Here is a 14158-nt window from a genome sequence, read left to right as displayed (position 1 = left end):
TGGGGATGATCCGTTCAGTCGTTGGTCACCGCCAGCACCTCCTCCAGTGACGTGATGCCCATCTTAACCTTGCGCAGACCGCTTTCGCGCAGCGTACGCACGCCTTCGGCGCGGGCCTGCGCGGCCAGTTCCAGGGCGCTGGCGCCGCGCAGGATGAGCTGCCGCATCGCTTCCGAGATCGGCATCACCTGGTAGATGCCGACGCGCCCCTTGTAGCCATCGTGGCAAGCCGAGCAGCCTACCGGTCGGTAGGGTTGCCAGTCGCCCTCCAGATCGTCGGGGGCAAAACCAGCGTCGAGCAGCACCTGGCGCGGCAGGTCGTGGTGCGGTTCCTTGCACTTCGGGCATAGCCGCCGTACCAGCCGCTGGGCGGTGATGAGGTTGATGCTGGAGGCGATGTTGAACGGCGCCACCCCCATGTTGACCAGGCGGGTCAGGGTCGAGGGGGCGTCGTTGGTGTGCAGCGTCGACAGCACCAGGTGCCCGGTCTGCGCTGCCTTGATCGCGATGTCGGCCGTCTCCAGATCGCGGATCTCGCCGACCATGATGATGTCGGGGTCCTGGCGCAGGAACGCGCGCAGCGCGGCTGCAAAGGTCAGGCCGGCTTTCTCGTTGACGTTGACCTGGTTGACGCCGGGCAGGTTGATTTCGGCCGGATCCTCGGCGGTGGAGATGTTGACGCCGGGCTGATTGAGGATGTTGAGGCAGGTGTACAGCGACACCGTCTTGCCCGACCCCGTGGGGCCGGTGACGAGCACCATACCGTACGGGCGACTGATCGCCTCCAGTAACTGGGCCTTCTCGTCCGGCTCGTAGCCGAGTGCATCGATGCCCATCTGCGCGCTGCTCGGATCGAGAATGCGGATCACCACCTTCTCGCCAAACAGCGTCGGCAGGGTGCTGACGCGAAAGTCGATCACCTTGTCGGGGCCGACCTTGAGCTTCATGCGTCCGTCCTGCGGCACCCGCTTCTCCGAGATGTCGAGCTTGGAGATGACCTTGATGCGCGAAGCCAGTTTGTCCTTGACCGCGATCGGTGGCGTGGCGATTTCGCGCAGCTCGCCGTCGATGCGGAAGCGCACGCGGTAGAAGTGCTCGTAGGGTTCGAAGTGCAGGTCTGAGGCACGCATCGAGTAGGCATCGAGCAGCATCTTGTGCAGGAAGCGCACGATCGGGGCGTCCTCGACCTCGGCCGCCACCTTGTCGGTGGGCTCGGCCGTGGTCATCTCGATCCCCTCGGCCTCGAAATCGAAGCTCTGGCCCACAATGCGGTCGATCGCCTGCGCGGCGCTGGCGGTGTAGGACTCGACCAGTTTGCTCAGTTTGTCGACTTCGGCGATGATCCAGTCCACCGCCAGCTGGGTCTCGAACTTCACCTTCTCGGCGGCCTGCAGGTCGGAGGGGTCGGCGGTGGCCACCGACAGCCGGTTGCCACGCCGGCCCAGCGGCACGATGCGGTACTGCTGGCACGTTTTGGGGTCGAGCAGCCCTTGCGGCAAGCGCTGCGGATCGACCGCCGACAGATCGATCAGCGGCGCCGCGAAGGCGGTCGACATGGTGTGCGCGAGATCGCGCGGCGACACGGCGGCGCTGTCGATCAGCTCGGTGATGAAGCCGGTCTTGCGGCTCTGAGCGCGTGCATACAGGACCTCGGCCTGCTCCAGCGTTAGCGCGCCCGCGCCGATGAGGGCGCGTGCCAGCCCCGGCAGCGCCATGGTGGCCAGAGCGTCGTCGTCGGTCATCGTGCGGCTGCGGTGGCGGTAGCCGGCAGGCGGCCCCCTCGTGTATAGTTCGCGCTCTTTCCGTGCCGTTCGCGGCACGATAGCCGCCGTTGTGGCGCATCGTACGGAGTCAGCATGGATCTGCGCAAGCTCAAGACCCTCATCGACCTGGTGTCGGAGTCGAACGTCTCCGAGCTCGAAATCACCGAGGCGGAGGGCAAAGTCCGCATCGTCAAGGCCGCCCCGGTGGCTGCGCCAGTGGCCCTGAGCAACGTGGCCCCGGCGGTGGCGACCGCGCCGATCGCGGTGACCGTACCGGCGCCGGCGCCCGCCCCGGCCAGCGCCGCAGCGGTGCCGGTGGAGTTGCAGGGACACGTGATCAAATCGCCCATGGTTGGTACCTTCTACCGAGCTCCCAGCCCCGGCGCCCAACCCTTCGTCGAGGTGGGCCAGGCGGTCAAGGAAGGCGACCCGGTGTGCATCATCGAAGCGATGAAGATTCTCAACGAAATCGAGGCAGATCGCGCAGGTGTCATCAAGGAAATTTTGGTCGAGAACGGCCAGGCCGTCGAGTACGGGCAGCCCCTCTTCGTCCTCGCGTGAGGGCGGCTCCATGTTCAAGAAGATCCTGATCGCTAATCGAGGCGAAATTGCGCTGCGCGTGCAGCGCGCCTGCCGCGAGCTCGGCATCAAGGCTGTGGTCGTCTACTCCGAGGCTGACCGCGAGGCCAAGTACGTCAAGCTGGCCGACGAGGCGGTGTGCATCGGCCCGGCGCCGTCGGCACAGAGCTACCTGAACATGCCGGCCATCATCTCGGCTGCCGAGGTCACCGATGCCGAGGCGATCCACCCCGGCTACGGCTTCCTGTCCGAGAACGCCGACTTTGCCGAGCGCGTCGAGAAAAGCGGCTTCGTCTTCATCGGCCCCACGCCCGAGTCGATCCGCCTCATGGGTGACAAGGTCTCGGCCAAGCAGGCCATGAAAGCGGCAGGCGTGCCCACCGTGCCCGGGTCGGACGGTGCACTGCCCGAGGATCCCGCCGAGATCAAGCGCATCGCGCGCGCCATCGGCTACCCCGTGATCATCAAGGCCGCCGGTGGTGGCGGCGGGCGCGGCATGCGCGTGGTGCACACCGAAGCGGCCCTGCTGCACGCGGTGCAGACTACCAAGAGCGAAGCGGCGGCCGCCTTCAACAACCCCGAGGTGTATATGGAGAAATTTCTCCAGAACCCTCGGCACATCGAAATCCAGGTGCTGGCCGACCAGCATCGCAACGCGGTCTATCTGTTCGAACGTGACTGCTCGATGCAGCGCCGCCACCAAAAAGTCATCGAGGAGGCACCGGCACCCGGCATCCCGCGCCGCTTGATCGAGCGCATCGGCGAGCGCTGTGCGGCCGCGTGCAAAAAGATCGGCTACCGCGGAGCCGGCACGTTCGAGTTCCTGTACGAAAACGGCGAGTTCTACTTCATCGAGATGAACACGCGCGTGCAGGTCGAGCACCCGGTGACCGAGATGATCACCGGCATCGACATCGTGCGCCAGCAGATCCTCATTGCCGCTGGCGAGAAGCTGCCGTTCACCCAGCGCCAGATCCAACTGCGTGGCCACGCCATCGAATGCCGCCTCAACGCCGAGGACCCGTACAAGTTCACGCCGTCGCCTGGTCGTATCACCGCCTGGCACGCGCCCGGCGGGCCCGGCGTGCGGGTGGACTCGCACATCTACGCCGGCTATGCGGTGCCGCCCAACTACGATTCGATGATTGGCAAGATCATCGTGCACGGCGACACCCGTGAGCAGGCGCTGGCGCGCATGCGCGGAGCGTTGGCCGAGGTGGTGATCGAGGGTATCCAGACCAATGTGCCGCTGCATCGCGAGCTGATGGTGGATGCCAATTTCGAGGCGGGCGGCACCAACATCCACTACCTCGAGAGCTGGCTGGCGCAACGTGAGCGGGGGTGAAGCGGCGCCGGCGTCGGCGCGTTGGTTCGAGCTGGTGCTGCGCGTGCCCGAAGCGCACGTGGACGAGGTGACAGACGCCCTGCAGGCGCTGGAGGCGCTCAGCGTCACGGTGGAAGACGCCGATGCCGACACCGACGCCGAGCAGGCGCTGTTCGGGGAGCCGGGACTGCCCCCGCCGGCACCCGGCTGGCAGCGTTCGCGCATAGTGGCGCTGTTCGACACCGAGGCGCAGGCGCGGGAGGCCGCCGCGCTGCTGACCCTGCAGGACTTTTTTGTCGGCAGTGCGGTGATGGAGGTGCGTCCGGTGGCCGACACCGACTGGGTGCGTCTGACGCAGTCGCAGTTCGAGCCGGTGCCGATCACGCCCGACTTCTGGATCGTACCCAGCTGGCACGAGCCGCCCGCGCAGGCCCGCACCGTCATCCGGCTCGACCCGGGCCTGGCGTTTGGCACCGGCACCCATCCCACCACGCGCATGTGCCTGCGCTGGATCGCCACCCACGACATGGCGGGCCGACGCGTGCTCGACTACGGCTGCGGTTCGGGCATTCTGGCCATCGCGGCGGCCAAGCATGGCGCAGCCAGCGTGGACGCGGTCGACATCGACCCTGCGGCGGTCGAGTCCACGCAGGTCAATGCAGCGGCCAATGGCGTCGCGCTGCAGGCCGGACTGCCCCAGGCCGCCCACGGCAGCTACGACGTCGTGCTGGCCAACATTCTGGCCACGCCGCTGAAGGTGCTGGCGCCGCTGTTGTGTGCGCACGTGGCCCGGGGTGGCGATCTGGTCCTGGCCGGCATCCTGCAGCGCCAGGCCGATGAATTGCGTCAGGCCTATGCCCCCTGGCTGGTGCTGCGGGTGCACGATGCCGAAGACGGCTGGATCCTAATGACCGCCCGGCGCGGCTGAGCTGCGCGCACCGGTCTGGCCGCTTCAACGGCGTCCAGACTCTGCCGTGCCAGCCTGGTGTGACCAGACAAGTCCACTCCGGCAGGGATGTCGCCGGGTGCCTCCATAATCGGGGCATGAGCTTCATCACCCGCTGCCCTTCCTGTGGCACGGCCTTCAGGGTCGTGGCGGATCAGCTCAAAATCGCCAGCGGCTGGGTGCGCTGTGGCCGCTGCCAGCACATTTTCGACGCCACGCTCGATCTGCAACCGGCGCAGCCGCCCGCAGGCGGTCGGCCGATGCCGACCGGCGCCTCTGCAGCCCCTGCGCCGCCCGCCGCCGACGTGGCCACCACCGCTGCGCAGGTGCCGGCGATGGAAGGAGCGCCCTCCAGCGTCTCCATGGGGGACGTGACGAGGCTACAGGCCGCCGAAACGCAGTCTGTTGGCGAAGCCGCCACTGTGGCTGCGTCGGCGCCTTCGATCGACGCTGACGCTGCGCGGGATGGGCTAGCGGCACCGCAGGCAGCCGTCGGCGTGGCCAGCGGTGCCGGCGAGGCGAGCGAACCGTCGTTCGTGCGGCAGGCACGGCGGCGGGCATTCTGGCGTCGGCCGCTGGTGCGTGCGCTGCTGGCACTGGGGGTGCTGGCACTGGCGGCGGGCCTGCTGGCGCAGGTGGCGTGGATCTGGCGCGACGAGTGGGTGGTGCGCTATCCGGCGGCACGGCCCGCCCTGCAGGCTTGGTGCTCGACGCTGGGTTGCCAGATCAACCCGCCGCGGCGCGCGCAGGATGTGCTGATCGAGGCATCGGTGTTGCTGCGCCGCGCCCCGGACCGCTACAGCTTCCATCTGGTGCTGCGCAACCAGGCCGAGGTGGCCCTGCAGGCCCCGGCGCTGGAGCTGACATTGATCGATGCCCAGGAGCGCGTGCTGGTGCGCCGCGTCTGGCAACCACACGAATGGCCGCAGCCCACCGATACGCTGGCACCGCGCAGCGAGTGGCCGCTGCAGTTCGAGCTGCTCTTCGACCATCCTCAGGCGGCGCGCATGACCGGTTACCGCGCGGTGCTGTTCTACCCCTGACCCGGTCCTAATCGGAACGGCCGCTGGTATCCGGGACGCACGCTACGATAATGAATTGCCTTCTGTCAGTGCCGCCCTGGCATTGCGGCCCACCTTGCGGATACCCATGACCATACTCGTTTGCGGATCTCTGGCCTTCGACACCATCATGGACTTCGAAGGCCGCTTTGCCGACCACATCCTGCCGGATCAGCTGCACATCCTGAACGTCTCGTTTCTGGTGCCGGGGTTGCGGCGCGAGTTCGGGGGCTGCGCCGGCAACATCGCCTACGGGCTGCGGTTGTTGGGGGCGGCGGTGCGGCCGGTGGCCACGCTCGGTGCCGACGGGGCCGGCTATCTGGAACGCCTGCGCGGGCTGGGCGTGGACGTCTCGGCGGTGCGACTCGACGCCGACAGTTACACCGCCCAGGCCATGATCATGACCGACCGCGACAACAACCAGATCACGGCCTTCCACCCGGGCGCGATGGCGCAGGCACACACCAACCCGGTGGGCGACACCACCGGGGTGTCCCTCGCCATTCTGGCGCCGGATGGCAAGCAAGCGACGTGGGAGCACGCGCACCAGCTTCAGGCGGCAGGTGTGCCGTTCGTCTTCGACCCCGGGCAGGGACTGCCGCTATTCTCGGCCGAGGAGCTGCGGCAGCTGGTGACCCTGGCCGACTGGGCGGCCCTGAACGACTATGAGGCCCGGCTGTTGTGTGACCGGACCGGCTGGACGCTGGCCGAGTTGTCGCGCCAGCTGCGTGCGCTGGTGGTGACCCTGGGCGAGCACGGCTGCGACGTCTGGCAGAACGGCCTCGCCACCCGCGTGCCCGGGGTGGCGGCGACGGCGGTGATCGATCCCACCGGCTGTGGCGACGCTTTTCGCGCCGCCTTCTTGTACGGGTTGGCCGCCGGATGGTCGCCGGTGGAGGCGGCACGGCTGGGCAACCGCATGGGGGCGGCCAAGATCGCCACCCAGGGTGGCCAAAACTACCGCTTCGCGCGCTAGCCACGGTGCCGGCGCGGGAGTCGGCCCGCGCCGGTTGACCCCGGACTGGCCGCCGTCAGGGACGCGGGCCGGTCGGGAACGGCCAGGCGGCCTTCGGCGTCAGCCTCGTCTGTGCCGCGGGAGCGGCCGCCGCTTTGTCAGCTTTCGCGCGCTTGGCGGTGCTGCTGGCCGCTTGGGTGGTGGTCTTGGTGGTGCCCTTCTTCGTGCTGTCCGTGTCGCTGGCACCGGTTGGCGTCTTGGCGCTCTTTGCGGCTGAGGGTGCCGCCGCGGAGGCCGCCTTGCGGGTGCTGGCCTTCGTGGCTACCTTGCTCGTCGCCTGGACCGTGTCCGTCGCTGGCGCCGAGCTGGCGGCGGCCTTAGCGGTGGTCTTTTTCGTCGCCGCCTTGGCTGCTGCAGGGGCCGGTGTCGGCACGGCGTTGGCCTTCGGGGTGCTGCCGCTCTTCGTGGCCTTGGCCGCCGCGGGCGCAGGAGCCGGTGCAGGGGCGGGTGCGCGTGTGCTTGGCGCCGCGCTACGGCTCTTCTTCTTCGGCGCGTCGGCGCTGGCGGCGGCCTTGGTGGGCTTTGCAGCTGTGCCCTCGGCAGAGGCTACCTCGGGGGCGGCGATGGCGCGCTTGGCCCCCTTCAGCGCAGCCGCCGCAGCGGTGCTGGCCTTGGGCGCCTTTTTGCCGGCTTTCGGGGCAGCGGCCGCTGCAGTGGCCGCCGTTGGCGCGGCCTTCGCCGCCGTCTTCTTTGCCGCCGCCTTACCGGCCTTCGGCTGGGACGCCGCAGTCTTCGATGCCGGGCTGGCCGCGGCCGCCTTGGCGCCGGTCTTGGTCTTGGCTTTGTCCTTGGTCTTGACCTCGGTCTTTTCCTTGGCCTTTGCCTTCATCTTCGTCTTCGCTTGGGTCTGGGCGGGTTCGCTGGCCGCGGCGGCGGCCTTCTTTCCGGTTGCCATCAGGGTTCTCCTACTACGGGTGGGTGGTGGAAAACAAGTGCCGCGCGGCGGTGGACGAGACCCGGCGTGGGCGGGGATCAATCCCAGGACAGGGCGCCACCGGACTGGTACTCGATGACGCGCGTCTCGAAGAAATTGCGCTCCTTCTTCAAGTCGATCATCTCGCTCATCCACGGGAAGGGGTTGTTTTCGTTTGGGAAGAGTGCGTCGAGTCCGATTTGCGTGGCGCGCCGGTTGGCAATGTAGCGTAGGTAGCTCTTAAACATTGGGGCGTTGAGCCCGAGCACGCCGCGCGGCATGGTGTCTTCGGCGTAGCGGTATTCGAGGTCCACCGCCTTCAGGAACAGCGCGGTGATTTCTTCCTTGAATTCGCGCGTCCACAGGTGCGGGTTTTCCAGCTTGATCTGGTTGATCATATCGATGCCGAAGTTGCAGTGCATCGACTCATCGCGCAGGATGTATTGGTATTGCTCAGCCGCGCCGGTCATCTTGTTCTGGCGACCCAAGGCCAAGATTTGCGTGAAGCCTACGTAGAAGAACAGCCCTTCCATCAGGCAGGCAAAGACGATTAGGCTTTTGAGCAGTGTCTGGTCCGCCTCGGGCGTGCCGGTGCGGAAGTTCGGGTCCATGATTGCGTCGATGAACGGGATTAGGAACTCGTCCTTGTCGCGGATCGACGGGATTTCGTGGTAGGCATTGAAGATTTCACCCTCGTCCAGCCCCAGCGATTCGACGATGTATTGATAGGCGTGGGTGTGGATGGCCTCTTCGAACGCCTGACGCAGTAGGAATTGGCGGCACTCGGGTGCCGTGATGTGGCGGTAGGTGCCCAGTACGATGTTGTTGGCGGCCAGCGAGTCGGCAGTGGTGAAAAAGCCCAGGTTGCGCTTGACGATGCGCCGCTCGTCCTCGGTTAGACCTTTGGGGTCTTTCCACAGCGCGATGTCGCGCGCCATGTTGATTTCCTGCGGCATCCAGTGGTTGGCGCAGGAGGCTAGGTACTTCTCCCAGGCCCATTTGTACTTGAAGGGTACGAGTTGGTTGACGTCGGTTTGGCCGTTGATGATGCGTTTGTCAGCGACGTTGATGCGCCGAAAACTCGCCGCCTGCGCGCGCACGGCCTGACTGGGGCCGCCGGGCAGCGGTGTGATGGCCGCAGACACGGCCACACCGACCCTAACGGTGGGCGAGCCGCCCGCTGCAGCTGCGGCAGACATTGGGACGGCCACCGTGTCGACGGGCATGGCAGCCGCCAGCGGCACGGCGGCAGGACGTGGTCCCGATTCCGGAGTGACCGTGGGCTTGTCGTCTTCCCAGGTAAGCATGGTGCAATCCAATCTAACAAATTATTGAAAAATGTCGAAACATTGACAAGACGAAATGGCGATTGCGGGCGTTCGCCACGCCGGTGCCCCGCGATCTGTTGCGTGCAGGCATCACAGATCGGCGGCGCCCGCTGTGCCCGTCGTCACTGACAAGCCTCGCAGCCCGGGTCGTCGAGCGCGCAGAACTTGATGTCGGTGGCTGGTGCGGTGGTGTCGATAACTGTCTGGACAACGGCGTTGAGTGCGTTGCTGCGTATGGTGGCTTTTTCGGCGTGGGTGGCGCCCATGGTGCGCAGGTAGTAGGTGGTCTTGAGGCCGCGGGTCCACGCCAGCTTGTAGGTCTCGTCGAGCTTCTTGCCCGAAGCGCCGGCCATGTAGATGTTGAGACTTTGCGCTTGGTCGATCCACTTTTGACGCCGCGCGGCGGCTTCGATTAACCAGCGTGGGTCGATTTCGAACGCGGTGCGGTATAGCTCTTTGATCTCCTGCGGCACGCGGTCGATTGGTAGCAGCGAGCCGTCGAAGTGCTTCAGGTCCATGATCATCACCTCGTCCCACAGGCCCAGGCGCTTGAGGTCTTTGACGAGATAGCTGTTGATGACGGTGAACTCGCCCGACAGGTTGGACTTGACCGACAGGTTGCCAAAACACGGTTCGATTGAGGCTTCCACACCCACGATGTTGGAGATGGTGGCGGTGGGGGCGATGGCGATGCAGTTGGAGTTGCGCATGCCGTCACGTGCGATTTTGGCGCGTAGTGCTTCCCAGTCGAGGGTGCGTGAGCGATCGACTTCAAGGTAGCCGCCGCGTTCCTGCGCCAGCAGGTCGATGGAGTCAATGGGCAGAATGCCGCGCTCCCACAACGAGCCGCGGTAGGTCGAGTAGCGTCCCCGTTCCACGGCTAAGTCGCTGCTGGCCCAGTAGGCGTAGTAACACACGGCTTCCATTGAGCGATCGGCAAACTCCACCGCCGCCTGCGATGCGTAGGGGATGCGCATTTGGTACAGCGCGTCTTGAAAGCCCATGATCCCCAGCCCCACTGGGCGGTGGCGTAGGTTAGAGTCGCGCGCTTTCTTGACCGCGTAGTAGTTGATGTCGATCACGTTGTCGAGCATGCGCATCGCTACCCGAATGGTGCGTTGCAGTTTGTCGTGGTCGAGCTCTTTGCCGTTGGGGCCGTCCTTGAGGTGCTGCGCCAGATTGATCGAGCCCAGGTTACAGACGGCGATTTCGGTGTCGCTGGTGTTGAGCGTGATTTCGGTGCACAGGTTGGAGGAGTGCACCACGCCGACGTGCTGCTGCGGGCTGCGGATATTGCAGGGGTCCTTGAACGTGATCCACGGGTGCCCGGTTTCGAACAGCATGGTTAGCATCTTGCGCCACAGGTCCACCGCCCGCACCTTCTTGTAGGGCTTGATTTCGCCGCGCGCGGCCTTTTCCTCGTAGGCCAGGTAAGCGGTTTCAAAATCGCGCCCGTAGCGGTCGTGCAGGTCGGGTACGCTGGACGGTGAAAACAGACTCCACTCGCCGTCTTCCATCACGCGCTTCATGAACAGGTCCGGAATCCAGTTGGCGGTGTTCATGTCGTGCGTGCGGCGGCGGTCGTCGCCGGTGTTCTTGCGCAGTTCCAGGAATTCCTCGATGTCCAGGTGCCAGGTTTCTAGGTAGCAACACACCGCGCCCTTGCGCTTGCCACCCTGGTTGACGGCCACTGCCGTGTCGTTGACGACCTTGAGGAATGGCACCACGCCTTGGCTTTCACCGTTGGTGCCTTTGATGTGGCTGCCCAGTGCGCGCACGCGCGTCCAGTCGTTACCCAGCCCACCGGCGAATTTGGACAGCAGGGCGTTTTCTTTGATGGCTTCGTAGATGCCGTCCAGGTCGTCGGGTACAGTGGTGAGGTAGCAGCTGGACAGTTGCGAGCGTAGCGTGCCGCTGTTAAATAGCGTGGGCGTGCTGCTCATGAAGTCGAACGAGGACAGCACGTTGTAGAACTCGATGGCGCGCGCTTCGCGGTCGATTTCGTTGAGCGCCAGCCCCATGGCCACGCGCATGAAGAACGCCTGCGGCAGTTCGATGCGTCGCTTATTGATGTGTAGGAAGTAGCGGTCGTAGAGGGTTTGTAGGCCTAGGTAGTCGAACTGCAGGTCGCGCTCGGGCTTCAGTGCCGCGCCCAGGCGCTCCAGGTCGAAGGTCAGCAGCTCGGGATTGAGCAGCTCGGCTTGCACGCCCTTCTTGATGAAGGCGGGGAAGTAGTCGGCGTAGCGCTCGCGCATCTGCGCGTGCGTGACTTCCTCACCCAGCACCTCCTTGTAGATGGTGTGCAGCAGCAGCCGCGCGGTGGCGTAGGTGTAGTCGGGGTCGGTCTCGATCTTGGTGCGCGCGGCCAGGATCGCCGCCTTGTGCACCTCCTCCATCGGCACGCCGTCGTAGAGGTTGCGCAGCGTCTCGGCCACGATCGGCTCGGCCTGCACATCGGGTCCTAGCCCTTCGACCGCCGAGGCGATGAGGGCGCGCAGGCGCTCGAGGTCGAGCGGGTGGCGCTCACCACCATCGACCACGTGCAGCACCGGCTGCGCGGCCGGCGTCTGCTGCGCCGCCTTGGCTGCCCGCTCCTGCGCACGGCGCTCGCGGTAGAGCACGTAGGCGCGGGCGACTTCGTGGTGGCCGCCGCGCATCAAGCCGAGTTCGACTTGGTCTTGCACGTCCTCGATGTGGAAGGTGCCACCGCCGGGTCGCGAGCGCATCAGCGCGCGCACCACGGTCTGCGTCAGCTGCTCGACCGTTTCGCGCACACTGGCCGAGGCTGCGCCCTGCGGGCCGTGTACGGCCAAAAAGGCCTTCATCATCGCCACCGCGATCTTGTTGGGCTCGAACGGCACCACCGCGCCGTTGCGGCGGATGATCTGGTAGTTGGGCAGCGTGCTGCCGCTGGCAACGCGGACCGTCTCGGGGGCGGTGGCGGCAGTGGCCGACGGTGTGGAGGACAGGGAAATCGTCTGCATGGCTGTGGCTATCAAGCGAAGGCCGCTGATCACACCGCAGACACTAGATATAGTGTCTGCGGCACCTGAAAAACACTAGCGGTAGTGTAGCGGCCCCGAGTGGCTTGACAAGTCGAGGCGATCGAAAAATTTTTCATCGTGACGCCGCGGCGATATCCGCGGGTTAGTCCGGGGGTGACCGGGCCCCCGGCCCCCGCGAACCGGCCCGCGTCGTCGGCCAGTGGGTGCTGGCCAGTTCACGGCGGTCCCGCTACCGCCTCCGTCAGGGGGCGAGGTTACGGGGGGATATGTCAACGTCAGCGAAGCAGTCCCGTGCCCAGCCGGTGAGCGCGCGCAAGCGTGCCCAGTCGAAGCCCGGGCCGGGGTCGCGCTTGCGCCCGGGTGCGATGTGTTCATGTCCGGCCACCGCCACCAGCGTCGGGTAACGCGCGCGCAGCGCCTGACACAGCGCCGCCAGCACGGTGTATTGGTCGGGCTCGAAGGGGTCGCCCTCCAGCCCCTCCAGCTCGATGCCGATGGAAAAATCGTTGCAGTTGGGCCGGCCACGCCAGCACGAGCGCCCGGCGTGCCAAGCGCGCCGCTCGCACGGCACGAACTGCACCAGCTCGCCGTCGCGCCGGATCAGAAAGTGGCTGGAGACCTCCAGCCCCCGGATCTGCTGGAAGTAGGGGTGGGCCTCCCAGTCCAGCGTGTTGGTGAAGAGCTGTTCGATCTGCGGCCCCCCATAGACACCGGGGGGCAGGCTGATGGCGTGCACGACGATCAGCTCGGGGACGGCCCCCGCTGGCCGCGGTCCGTGGTTGGGAGACGGCACGCGGCGCGCCAGCAGGTGCCAGCCGTCGGGGTCTACGTCACAACTCGGCGTCGGCTTGGCGTCGGGGGCGTCTGTCGTGTGCATCTGTTCGAGATTCGCTGGCCGATTGCGGTCGCAGGCGGTCAAAGGGGAGGACGATGGCGCACACGGCAGTGACGGCGCCGTGTCGTCTCGGGGGCGTCAAGTCGTCGCATTCCGGTCGTCCCAATTAAGGGTTCACACAGGGCGTTGCCGTCCGTTTGCGCCCGGGCGGTCAGGCACCGCGACGCGGCTGACACCGGCGGGGGCGGTCGGTTCGCAACCCCTAGCGTATCAGCTGGTTGAGTTGGATGATCGGCAGCATCACCGACAGCACGATCAGCAATACCAGCGCCCCCATCGCCAGGATAAGGGCTGGCTCCAGCAGGGTGGCCAGCCGCAGGGTGCGGCGCTGCACATCGGCAGCCATGTGCTGCGCGGCGCGTTGCAGCAGGTCGCCCAGCTGTCCGGTCTGTTCACCAAGGCGCGCGAAGGTGATGAGCGGTCCGGCGAAGGCGGGCCGGGTGGCCAGGGCGGCTGCCAGGGGCGCTCCCTCACGCACCAGCGCCAGCGCAAGGAGCGCATCCTCGCGCAGCGCGTGGTTGCGCAGCGTCAGTGCCGCGGTGTGCAGGGCACGCAGCAGCGGCACGCCTGCGCCCACCAGCAGCGCGAGCGTGGCAGTCAGGCGCGCAACGTCGTACTGGCGGCTGAGCGTGCCCAGCAGTGGTACGCGCAGCCACAGCCGGTCCAGGCGCAGGCGCCATGCGGGGATGCGCCGCAGCAAGGCCACAGCCACCCCTGAGCCGACCACACCCAGCGCCAGCAACCATCCCCAGTCGCGTAGCAGGGCGCTGGCACGCATCATCACCACCGTCAGCAGCGGCAGGGCACGCCGCCCGGCGCCAAAGGCCTGCGCCACCTGGGGTACGACGTACGTCATCAAAAACAGCACGATGGCCAGCGACAACACAGTGACGATGGCCGGGTAGAGCGCGGCTGAGAAGATACGCTGGCGCAGCGCCTCTGCAGCTTCCCGCTCGTCGGCCAGCTGCTGCAGCACGGCTCCCAGTCGACCGCTGGTTTCACCAGCCGCCACGACGGCGCGGTAGCTGTCGTCGAAGACCGCCGGTTCGATGGCCAGCGCGGTGGCCAGCGGGCTGCCGGCGTTGACCTCGGCGCGCAACTGCTGAAGGAGCACCCGTTCCCGTTCGCTGTCGGCGTTGTCGACCAGGCTGCCGAGGGCCCGCTCCAGCGGAAGGCCGGCGGCCACCAGCGAGGCCAGCTGCCGGGTCCAACTGGCCAGGCGCGCACGTGACAGGGGACGCCCGGAGGTCAAGACGGTACCGCCCGGCGCGGCCCGGTCAGCTCCGTCAAGCACCTGCAGCGGTGTCAGGCCACGTGCACGCAGGCGCG

11 protein-coding genes are annotated in these 14158 nt (G+C 66.6%); 5 read left to right on the top strand and 6 right to left on the bottom strand.

Annotated elements, in window-relative coordinates:
* Nucleotides 1-14: 14 nt before the first annotated feature.
* Nucleotides 15-1742, bottom strand: coding sequence for a type IV-A pilus assembly ATPase PilB (gene pilB, locus V7Z54_RS05740; RefSeq protein ID WP_334135035.1), 1728 nt, complete (start codon nucleotides 1740-1742; stop codon nucleotides 15-17).
* Nucleotides 1743-1856: 114 nt separating this feature from the next.
* Between pilB and accB the strand changes: the two genes are divergently transcribed.
* From accB to V7Z54_RS05715, 5 genes are all read left to right on the top strand, one after another.
* Nucleotides 1857-2324: an acetyl-CoA carboxylase biotin carboxyl carrier protein gene (accB, locus tag V7Z54_RS05735; RefSeq protein WP_334135034.1), complete on the top strand. Its 468-nt coding sequence runs from the start codon at nucleotides 1857-1859 to the stop codon at nucleotides 2322-2324.
* Nucleotides 2325-2334: 10 nt separating this feature from the next.
* Nucleotides 2335-3687: an acetyl-CoA carboxylase biotin carboxylase subunit gene (gene accC / locus V7Z54_RS05730; RefSeq protein WP_334135033.1), complete on the top strand. Its 1353-nt coding sequence runs from the start codon at nucleotides 2335-2337 to the stop codon at nucleotides 3685-3687.
* Nucleotides 3674-4594 carry a 50S ribosomal protein L11 methyltransferase gene (prmA, locus tag V7Z54_RS05725; RefSeq protein WP_334135032.1) on the top strand — a complete coding sequence of 307 codons (921 nt, stop codon included), beginning with the start codon at nucleotides 3674-3676 and terminating at the stop codon, nucleotides 4592-4594. The genes accC and prmA overlap by 14 nt, the downstream gene beginning before the upstream one ends.
* A gap of 116 nt (nucleotides 4595-4710) precedes the next feature.
* A complete protein-coding gene (locus tag V7Z54_RS05720; protein WP_334135031.1) occupies nucleotides 4711-5655 on the top strand; it encodes a zinc-ribbon and DUF3426 domain-containing protein in 945 nt (314 codons plus the stop codon).
* Nucleotides 5656-5761: 106 nt separating this feature from the next.
* Entirely contained in the window at nucleotides 5762-6649 is an 888-nt protein-coding gene (locus V7Z54_RS05715) for a carbohydrate kinase family protein (RefSeq protein ID WP_334135030.1), read from the top strand.
* Nucleotides 6650-6704: 55 nt separating this feature from the next.
* Here the strand turns inward: V7Z54_RS05715 and V7Z54_RS05710 are convergent, their stop codons facing one another.
* The 5 genes from V7Z54_RS05710 to V7Z54_RS05690 all read right to left on the bottom strand — a co-directional run.
* Nucleotides 6705-7583 (bottom strand): hypothetical protein, encoded by an 879-nt coding sequence (locus V7Z54_RS05710; protein ID WP_334135029.1) that lies wholly within the window; start codon nucleotides 7581-7583, stop codon nucleotides 6705-6707.
* Nucleotides 7584-7660: 77 nt separating this feature from the next.
* Nucleotides 7661-8908 carry a ribonucleotide-diphosphate reductase subunit beta gene (locus V7Z54_RS05705; protein WP_334135028.1) on the bottom strand — a complete coding sequence of 416 codons (1248 nt, stop codon included), beginning with the start codon at nucleotides 8906-8908 and terminating at the stop codon, nucleotides 7661-7663.
* A gap of 143 nt (nucleotides 8909-9051) precedes the next feature.
* Nucleotides 9052-11913: a ribonucleoside-diphosphate reductase subunit alpha gene (locus V7Z54_RS05700; RefSeq protein WP_334135027.1), complete on the bottom strand. Its 2862-nt coding sequence runs from the start codon at nucleotides 11911-11913 to the stop codon at nucleotides 9052-9054.
* A gap of 262 nt (nucleotides 11914-12175) precedes the next feature.
* A complete protein-coding gene (gene ampD / locus V7Z54_RS05695) occupies nucleotides 12176-12811 on the bottom strand; it encodes a 1,6-anhydro-N-acetylmuramyl-L-alanine amidase AmpD (protein ID WP_334135026.1) in 636 nt (211 codons plus the stop codon).
* A 220-nt stretch (nucleotides 12812-13031) separates the two neighbouring features.
* On the bottom strand, nucleotides 13032-14158 hold a 1127-nt coding region (locus tag V7Z54_RS05690), incomplete at its 5' end, for a type II secretion system F family protein (protein WP_334135025.1).

Source organism: Tepidimonas sp. (assembly GCF_036824975.1).
In the GTDB taxonomy this organism is placed as follows: Bacteria; Pseudomonadota; Gammaproteobacteria; order Burkholderiales; family Burkholderiaceae_C; genus Tepidimonas.
Note: the sequence above shows the minus strand (reverse complement) of the source record. Positions and strands in the feature narration are given on the sequence as shown.

What these genes read in the sequence shown, in the direction of transcription:
- V7Z54_RS05705 (WP_334135028.1), bottom strand. Translation starts at nt 8,908, where the DNA reads ATGCTTACCTGGGAAGACGACAAGCCCACGGTCACTCCGGAATCGGGA.
- V7Z54_RS05710 (WP_334135029.1), bottom strand. Translation starts at nt 7,583, where the DNA reads ATGGCAACCGGAAAGAAGGCCGCCGCCGCGGCCAGCGAACCCGCCCAG.
- ampD (WP_334135026.1), bottom strand. Translation starts at nt 12,811, where the DNA reads ATGCACACGACAGACGCCCCCGACGCCAAGCCGACGCCGAGTTGTGAC.
- V7Z54_RS05700 (WP_334135027.1), bottom strand. Translation starts at nt 11,913, where the DNA reads ATGCAGACGATTTCCCTGTCCTCCACACCGTCGGCCACTGCCGCCACC.
- accB (WP_334135034.1), top strand. Translation starts at nt 1,857, where the DNA reads ATGGATCTGCGCAAGCTCAAGACCCTCATCGACCTGGTGTCGGAGTCG.
- V7Z54_RS05715 (WP_334135030.1), top strand. Translation starts at nt 5,762, where the DNA reads ATGACCATACTCGTTTGCGGATCTCTGGCCTTCGACACCATCATGGAC.
- pilB (WP_334135035.1), bottom strand. Translation starts at nt 1,742, where the DNA reads ATGACCGACGACGACGCTCTGGCCACCATGGCGCTGCCGGGGCTGGCA.
- V7Z54_RS05720 (WP_334135031.1), top strand. Translation starts at nt 4,711, where the DNA reads ATGAGCTTCATCACCCGCTGCCCTTCCTGTGGCACGGCCTTCAGGGTC.
- accC (WP_334135033.1), top strand. Translation starts at nt 2,335, where the DNA reads ATGTTCAAGAAGATCCTGATCGCTAATCGAGGCGAAATTGCGCTGCGC.